The 7459-nt window shown below is 40.0% G+C and carries 9 protein-coding genes and 1 pseudogene; 3 read left to right on the top strand and 7 right to left on the bottom strand.

The features are described from left to right. Positions 1-146 precede the first annotated feature (146 nt). The 3 genes from RH89_RS09785 to RH89_RS09795 form a co-directional block, all read right to left on the bottom strand. Positions 147-602, bottom strand: a complete 456-nt coding sequence (locus tag RH89_RS09785) for a GNAT family N-acetyltransferase (RefSeq protein ID WP_004401493.1) — start codon at positions 600-602, stop codon at positions 147-149. A 161-nt stretch (positions 603-763) separates the two neighbouring features. After that, positions 764-1270 (bottom strand): hypothetical protein, encoded by a 507-nt coding sequence (locus tag RH89_RS09790; RefSeq protein WP_004401494.1) that lies wholly within the window; start codon positions 1268-1270, stop codon positions 764-766. Between the two features lie 140 nt (positions 1271-1410). Beyond that, a complete protein-coding gene (locus RH89_RS09795) occupies positions 1411-1809 on the bottom strand; it encodes a hypothetical protein (protein ID WP_004401495.1) in 399 nt (132 codons plus the stop codon). A 101-nt stretch (positions 1810-1910) separates the two neighbouring features. Here RH89_RS09795 and RH89_RS30510 point away from each other — a divergent pair, with 101 nt between their 5' ends. Further along, positions 1911-2045 (top strand): hypothetical protein, encoded by a 135-nt coding sequence (locus tag RH89_RS30510; RefSeq protein ID WP_004401496.1) that lies wholly within the window; start codon positions 1911-1913, stop codon positions 2043-2045. A 103-nt stretch (positions 2046-2148) separates the two neighbouring features. On the opposite strand, the gene RH89_RS09805 is transcribed toward RH89_RS30510, so the two are convergent. Next, positions 2149-2631: a GNAT family N-acetyltransferase gene (locus tag RH89_RS09805; RefSeq protein ID WP_004401497.1), complete on the bottom strand. Its 483-nt coding sequence runs from the start codon at positions 2629-2631 to the stop codon at positions 2149-2151. Between the two features lie 344 nt (positions 2632-2975). On the opposite strand from RH89_RS09805, the gene RH89_RS30155 reads away from it, so the two are divergent. After that, positions 2976-3932 carry an IS110 family RNA-guided transposase gene (locus RH89_RS30155; protein ID WP_004401498.1) on the top strand — a complete coding sequence of 319 codons (957 nt, stop codon included), beginning with the start codon at positions 2976-2978 and terminating at the stop codon, positions 3930-3932. Positions 3933-3954: 22 nt separating this feature from the next. On the opposite strand, the gene RH89_RS09815 is transcribed toward RH89_RS30155, so the two are convergent. Beyond that, complete coding sequence (locus RH89_RS09815) at positions 3955-4692, bottom strand: ATP-binding protein (protein WP_004401499.1); 738 nt, start codon at positions 4690-4692, stop codon at positions 3955-3957. 184 nt (positions 4693-4876) lie between these two features. Next, positions 4877-5935 carry a hypothetical protein gene (locus RH89_RS09820; RefSeq protein ID WP_004401500.1) on the bottom strand — a complete coding sequence of 353 codons (1059 nt, stop codon included), beginning with the start codon at positions 5933-5935 and terminating at the stop codon, positions 4877-4879. A gap of 118 nt (positions 5936-6053) precedes the next feature. Here RH89_RS09820 and RH89_RS29190 point away from each other — a divergent pair. Continuing rightward, positions 6054-6644, top strand: a pseudogene (locus RH89_RS29190) (IS110 family transposase). A 345-nt stretch (positions 6645-6989) separates the two neighbouring features. Here the strand turns inward: RH89_RS29190 and RH89_RS29890 are convergent. Continuing rightward, positions 6990-7459: hypothetical protein (locus RH89_RS29890; protein WP_004401502.1), on the bottom strand; the 470-nt coding region annotated here is incomplete at its 5' end.

Below are 7459 nucleotides of genomic sequence, written 5' to 3' on the forward strand. Positions count from 1 at the left end.
GGAATGCATTGATGAAATCAACACTTGTTTTATCTATGTTCAACAGAATAGAAAACGCCAACCTGTTAAAGGTTGGCGTTTGTTATGTGAACTTACCGATCAAATTTGAATTGCCATTGTATTGGAGTAAACCGTTAACAGGCAGCCTACAGCACGAGCTTGAACCCTTCATGCGTTGCTTTGAATCCTAGCTTCTCATAAAACCTGATTGCATCAGGACGCTGCTTGTCACTTGTTAATTGAACGATCGTACAACCTTTGCTTTTTGCCAGTTCGATAGCATGCGCAAACATTTGTTCACCTAGCCCTTGCCCCCGATAATCGCTATGGATCCTCACACCTTCAATAAGGCATCGCCAGCTACCTATATGTGTAAGATAAGGAATAAATGTAACTTGAAGCATTCCAACTAGAGCATGTTCAAATTCAACAACCAGCAATTCGTTGTTTGGATCTCGCCTAATTGCTTCGAACGCTTCAAGATATGCGCTATTTAGCGGGTTAGAAGCGTCTTCTCTCTGACTGCCAAGCGGATCATTTGAAAGTAAAGCGACAAGGCTTTCCAAGTCTTCAGATTTAGCTGAACGATAGTTTAATTCCATAGACAGTACCTTTTACTTCTAGCTGGTAACGCCCAACCAAGGTGCGGCAACGCTATCGCACCATACTAAAACCTTACTCCGTAAACACCAAAGCCAACTCGAAGTGAAATCGCTAAGCGTTGAGAGTCACTCCTAAATTGTCTGTTAAATCCGACCTAGTTTTACATGTAAAAATCATTCTTACTAATAGTCTTAAACTCAATTCTGCCAGTTTTGGCATCTAAAATTATGTCAGTTGTAACTGGTGTGTCATAGTCATGACAATCCGATTCAAATTCACGCCTAGGAACGAGAACAGTATTTCCTTCCCGTATCTCTGCCCATGCAGTCATTACTGCACCACATCTACCTTGAATATTCATATTTCCTGGAATAGGACCTATGAGAATTTGATAGTTTTTTCCAGAAAGAGAACAAGAAGCCTCTATTGTCTTTAACGTACCGATCCTATCGTCATTTTCCATCGATTCTATAAGTGACCATGGAGTCCATTGGGTCGAGGTCTTGTTTTCTCTCAGTAAATCACCTGCCTCATTATACGCTCCGCGATATGTCACCGATACTTCATTGGACACTTGATTACATTCGTAGCCAACCAATACAGTAAAATTGTCTGCATATGACAAGCACGGAATTAATAAACACATAACTAAAAATAAACGACCCATTGTTTCTTCCTTATGATTTAGTGCCCAATTAAACTGCCAAAAACGTACAAATGCCGCTTCTGCAAAGCACCTTAAGCAAACCCAGCGAAAACTAAAAATGCCACGCGTTTTTGGTCTGTTTGAATTGTTTGTAAGGTAAACTATTTACAGAACCTATTTGACTTGTATAAAAGAAACAAACCAATTGAGACTTCTATCATTTCAGTCAACAAAAAAGTAATTTGAGTACTACTAAAAGTACCGGTTAAATATGAACCAACCAACCGAAACACAATGAACGAAGTTATAATCACTGTTGCTACTAAAGCGGAGTGAACCCATGTGTTACTGAAATAATACAATAGGGCGATACTTACACCTATTCCAATCATTAGACTGCAATAGATTAAGATAAATGCAATCTCCCCATCAGAATCAACTGCACTTAAACCTATTCTTTCCAGCTTGCTATCAATATCCCAAAGCGCATTAAATCCGGAGAAAATAAAATATATCGACATTATTCCTATATAAATTTTTCCCCAAAAATCTATTTTCATATTAATACTCATAATTTAATGATTGACCTAACAAACGACATGGATTCCCCTTTCCTAGAATCTGCCACCCAGAGGTGGTATCAATTAACACTGGAGGCACCATGTCTAATCGTTCTTGTTTTGGCGGTATCGACTTAGCGAACAATCACTTTATCATCCCAGCCATTAATTCCAACGAAAAGGTCATTCTCAATAAACCAGAAAATCACTCTAACCTACTGATTAAATTAAAATAACATTCCATCTATGCTTATGTGTGGCGGCGCACATTGTGGCGGTTAAATATGTGGTGCAACATACAAAATGTCGAGCGGTATTCCAGAACCCATCACTTGAAGTTTACATTTTATTAAACTCTACAACCATTTGAGGATAAGAGCCTTCGGGGTGAGCATAGAAATCAAAATTGAGTTTTTTATAAAACTTAATTGCCACTTCATTTTTAGGATTGACGCCTAGCCGAATACCTGGGTACAAGTGTTTAACACGCGAAAGCAGTTCGTTATACATTAACACCCCTATCCCCATCCCTTGATATTGAGGTAAAACAGAAATAGCTAACTCTGGATACTCTGAGTATTGCTTAGTAATTGAGTCTTTAACTCTTAACTGAATAAATCCAGCTGTTACTCCCTCAATATAAGCAATTATTCCAACATCATCCTTTTCGCCCCAATCTATGTAGTACTCTTTCACCTTGGGATGATCCAATACATCTCTGGAACGTCTAGGTTCGTCAGGCGAGTCCCATAAAGCAATGTAAATAAATTCTCTATGTAAATCGATATCACATTTAGTTAATTCTTTATAAATAATTTCCAATTCTAAACTCCGAAAATTGTGTAACGCCGATCTAAGGGGTGAGCGACGCCACCACCTAGCCAAAATCATTCTGCCGTAGACACTAAAGCTAAATCAAACCGAATATGCCAAGCGTTGCGAATCCGTCTTAAACGCTTGTATGGATAATCTTTCCTGAATTCGGGTAATGTGAGACCCAGGCTTTAGCTGCAACTAAAGCTTTCTATGGGGTAGTTCGATTGAAGCTAGGCTCCTCTGTCGAGAGACCGATAACAAACATGAACACCCCATAGGACTCTAAGCACAAACCTCGAATAGTCGACTGGGTCTCGAACCCGCATTTCGCAAGCAAGAGTTAGCTTATTATGAATACCAACACACTTCAAAGCATTAATATCGGCGTTGATACTGGCAAGGCGCAACTCGATATTTTTGTACGACCACTTAATCTCTTTTTCACTGTCTCAAACAACGACAAAGGCATCAAAGACGCCATCAAAATTATAAAGAAACACTCACCTGAACGTATCGTCATTGAAGCAACCGGACGCCTAGAAATGCCCTTCGTCCTGACGTGTGCAGAAGCTAAATTACCGATTGTTCGTGCCAACCCTATTCACATTAAACGCTTTGCAGGAGCCATTGGACGAAGAGCTAAAAACGACCGATTAGATGCTGAGCTTATCGCTCATTACGCAGAAGCAATCAAGCCCGACATCTCCATCATAAAAGCAGAAAACATAAGTTTAATGAGTGACTTAGTCATACGTCGCAATCAGCTACTCTCTATGCAAACAATGGAAAAGAACCGAATTCAGGTATTGCCAAAATCTCTCCATTCGACCATCAAGCCAATGTTAACCGCCATGAAAAAACAGATTTCAAACATTGAGGATAAGCTGGTTAAACTCATCGAATCATCTCCTGACTATCAGACCAAAAACGACATCCTGCAAAGTGTTCCTGGCATTGGAAATATCGCATCTGCATCAATCATCAGCAACGTTCCCGAACTGGGTTACATCACCAATAAACAAACCGCTTCCCTCATTGGTGTTGCACCCATTACTCGAGAAAGTGGGCGTTACAAAGGCAAGCGGGTGATTCAAGGAGGAAGAGCGCAAGTTCGAACCGTTCTGTATATGGCGATGATGTCTGCTATGCAGTGTAACCCTATTTTCAAAGCGACTTATACGCGCCTCGTTCAATCAGGAAAACCGAAGAAAGTCACTATCATCGCCTGTGTTCGTAAGATGGTTGTCATCTTAAACTCAATGCTAAGAGATGGCGTCATGTGGGATGAAAATATAGCTAAGAATTAGCTATTGACGCCATAGTCGTTTGTTAGTTGCCATTTTTCACACGCTTAATTATATAATCTTGAAGCGCTAAACCTTGCAGCTTTTGCTTACATCCATTTAGGCGTACCCAAGTGTTTCCAGATGAATTAAAAAAGAGCCCGTCAGAGTTTGATTTGGGCACAGTAACTTCAATAACATACCCTTCATCGCTGCTAGCAACATTATGAAAAACAACACCTATTTGAGTTGGATCTATTTGTGGTTCAAGCGTTCTGAGTTTGCTATTTATCGCCTTTCGTATCTCATCTTTTTGTGCTGCACACAATGAGATACTTTTTACTGTTGTGTCATCACAAATTCCCCAAAAGATACTGCCACCTGAGCTATTTAAGAATGCAATGATGTACTCGTCTACAACATTTTGGATGCTTTTTGTTGGATTGTTGCCCTTAATTTCCTTGAATTCATGAGTTGTGTCTTCCTCAAACTGACACTTCTCACCTTCGATAAACTTATAATTTTCATTAGCGTTAGTACTTTCAAATCTGTCAGGCAATGACTTAAAACGTTTCTCCAGCAGCTTTAGGGAATACTCGCTTAACTGGATCTCATCACTGAGTAGTTTTCTTGAGCCAGCATCACGAATTAAGTTTTCTAAGTCACCGAGAGCGCGAGATTTACCGACAATGCCGCCCCACATTATCATCACATTGTTTCTGTATCCCGTACCTTCTCTGCCCCATCCTCTATATTCTGCTCTCGCAGCTTCAAGGGCTTCCATAAAGCTCCACTCTGGGTTTATCGTTACTCTCAAAATTTTCCTCGTTCTATTAAGGCAACTAACGCCGCATTGAGTGGTGAGCAACGCAGACCACTATACTTAAAGCATTGTGCCGTAAACACTTAAGTTGAAGCAAACCGAAAATGCCGAGCGTTGGGAATCCGTCTAAAATGCTTTGTTATATTTATGGTGTAAATGAACTTCCAGAATCATCATTTCTGGATTCTTCTAGCCCCTTTTTATACATAAGGTATTGGTCATATACTTCTTGGTATTTTAACTTCGCATCTTCGTCGACCGACAAAGAGAATACACTAGCTAGTTCATTTTCTTGAATGTTGCTAAGGATTGCTCCAAGAGCAGATGCTCGGTCGTTGAAAGTAATATACTCTGACGTATTTACTATTACATCCAAAAGAAAAGTCGATAAAGACAATACATTGTCTACAGCACTTGTCTTCTTAGGGTCACCATCTACTACGATATCTTTAATATTTTTAACTGCCGGGACTCTCGGAGTAGCGTTTGTTTCTTGCGTGCTGCAATTATAGAAGATATAAGCTGAATTTAGCTGTTTACTTTGCAATGCATGAAATTGATAGCCAACACTTTCATTATGCTGGGATATATCAGCATCTACTGTAGTCACTCTTTTAGCCTGAAAGTATATTGGACAAATAATTAGTTCATTATTATCGCATTTCCACTCAAGTAATAACGCAAAATCTGCGCCAGTAATCTTTTCTCGATTCTGAACTTGTAGCTCAACCTCACCTAAATTGATATGTGTTCCATCAAGGCAAAGGTGTTTTTCATACTTTTCCTGAACCATAGATGCACAATGGTCTATGTTAGCAGTCAACTTACCTGTCAGTGACATCTCAGTTCTAGGTGTCTTACATTGCTCAATTAACTTTAATTCAGCGTTTTGCAAAGATTGATACATAGCCCATATACCAAAGCTTTTCATCGATACTGGGTTTGAAAGAAATAGATGGTGGTACTTCCTAAAATCTGCGTTTTCTCTACACAGCATAGCAAGAGTAGCTTGACCATTTTTACGAGCTAGACCAATGCAGGAGTTAAACACTTGGCTAGTTTTATCCCACCATTTCGGGTATTGATTATATGTATTTCCAATTACAGCGGAGCAAGTATTTTTCTCAAACTCGTTGATTACGTTAGATCGTTCATCTGCACTTTCCATCATTGTGAAAGAGCTTCCATCGAAGTATTTTTCCATATTCCCTCTTAATAAATATAATGCCCTGTTAAGGTGATGAGATGGTCTCCCCCTACCACTTCAATTCGTGCTAAACCGTGTTTGAAGTGAAGACATCAAAATGATGAAGGAGCTGACCATGGAACATCACAAAATCATCGGTATCGACTTAGCCAAAAACGTTTTCTTTCTCTTTGAAATCAATCATAAAGGAAAAAACATTGGGCGTAAAAAAATCTACATAGCTAAGTTACTTAACCACATCGCAAATTTAGAACATTCCACCATTGCCATGGAAGCGTGCTCTTCTGCTCACTACTGGGCTCGGGCGTTTTCAAACTTTGGGCATCGCGTTCTTCTCTACCCGCCTCAGCATGTTAAAAGTCAACGGCGGAAACAGAAAAATGACTATAACGATGCTGAAGCGATTGCGGAACTCGCTCTTTATCAAAGAGACCACCCCGTCCCTCATAAATCCATTGAACAGCAGGATGTACAGTTGTGCTATTGGGAATAACCAAACAAGGCAATACCTATATTCGGTCGTTGCTTGTTCACGGTGCCAGAGCGGCATTAAGAAGGGCAAAGTATAAATCAGACAAACTGAGCTTGTGGCACTGGAGCTTGAAAAACGGCAAGGTCCTAACCGCGCTGCCGTCGCGTTAGCCAATAAACTGATGCGGGTGCATGGGCTGTCATCCGCAGAAATGAAGAGTATCAACCAGCCTAAAAGACAACACCATAACCTTTTGCAAAGTACGTAGTGAGATGAATAACAGGATAAATCCTACACGTTGAAAACCTTCTGCTCACGTTGGTTATTAAAACCGATAAGGTGATTAGGACTTCGTGTTCGACTGCCTCATCTTGGCCAAGGCAATAGCCGCTAAAACGGGCCGTATATATGGTAGTTAACCTGCGCTTTGAATCGGACTACTGACTTGCAAAATTGGGGGAGACCATATATGTGAACAACGCTACCACGAAACCTAACCTGACCACCGTAAACACTGAACCCAACGATGGAATGAAAAATGCCAAGCGTTGAGAATCACTCTTAAATGCTTTGTTATGTTTACAAGCTACACCACTTGCGTATAAATGCTTGTTGCAGCTCTTGGTTTTGTATCAGTTCAGCGCAATAGTCATCTATGTACTTTCTAATGCCCGCCTCAAAGTTGTCTCTAAATACTAGCTTTTTGTCATTGCATATAATGCGCTCGTCACTAGATTTAGCCCATATTCTCCAGTCGTTTTTTGTCGTTGCTTCATGAAGTAAACCACAGCGAATGCTTTTATAAAACTCAGTAGCGAGCTCTTCATTAAACTGTTCAGAAAATGGGGATTTACTTGTTAAAAACGAGATAAATACTGCTTTACTTGAAGAGTATTCATGCGCACCAAGCCGCTCACCATTTTGTAAAAACTTATAGCTTTTTCCTTGATAAGTTGACTCAAGAAACTCAATTAAAGAACACAAAATGGTCATTATTGAGAAACCTTCACCTGAAAACTCACCGTGCTCTTGTAGAATTGCAATAGGAG

Origin of the sequence: Vibrio nigripulchritudo ATCC 27043, assembly GCF_000222685.1 — a bacterium.
In the GTDB taxonomy this organism is placed as follows: Bacteria; Pseudomonadota; Gammaproteobacteria; order Enterobacterales; family Vibrionaceae; genus Vibrio; species Vibrio nigripulchritudo.

Coding starts and splice junctions, on each gene's coding strand:
- RH89_RS09785 (WP_004401493.1), bottom strand. CDS start 602: ATGGAATTAAACTATCGTTCAGCTAAATCTGAAGACTTGGAAAGCCTT.
- RH89_RS09790 (WP_004401494.1), bottom strand. CDS start 1,270: ATGGGTCGTTTATTTTTAGTTATGTGTTTATTAATTCCGTGCTTGTCA.
- RH89_RS09795 (WP_004401495.1), bottom strand. CDS start 1,809: ATGAAAATAGATTTTTGGGGAAAAATTTATATAGGAATAATGTCGATA.
- RH89_RS30510 (WP_004401496.1), top strand. CDS start 1,911: ATGTCTAATCGTTCTTGTTTTGGCGGTATCGACTTAGCGAACAATCAC.
- RH89_RS30155 (WP_004401498.1), top strand. CDS start 2,976: ATGAATACCAACACACTTCAAAGCATTAATATCGGCGTTGATACTGGC.
- RH89_RS09815 (WP_004401499.1), bottom strand. CDS start 4,692: ATGGAAGCCCTTGAAGCTGCGAGAGCAGAATATAGAGGATGGGGCAGA.
- RH89_RS09820 (WP_004401500.1), bottom strand. CDS start 5,935: ATGGAAAAATACTTCGATGGAAGCTCTTTCACAATGATGGAAAGTGCA.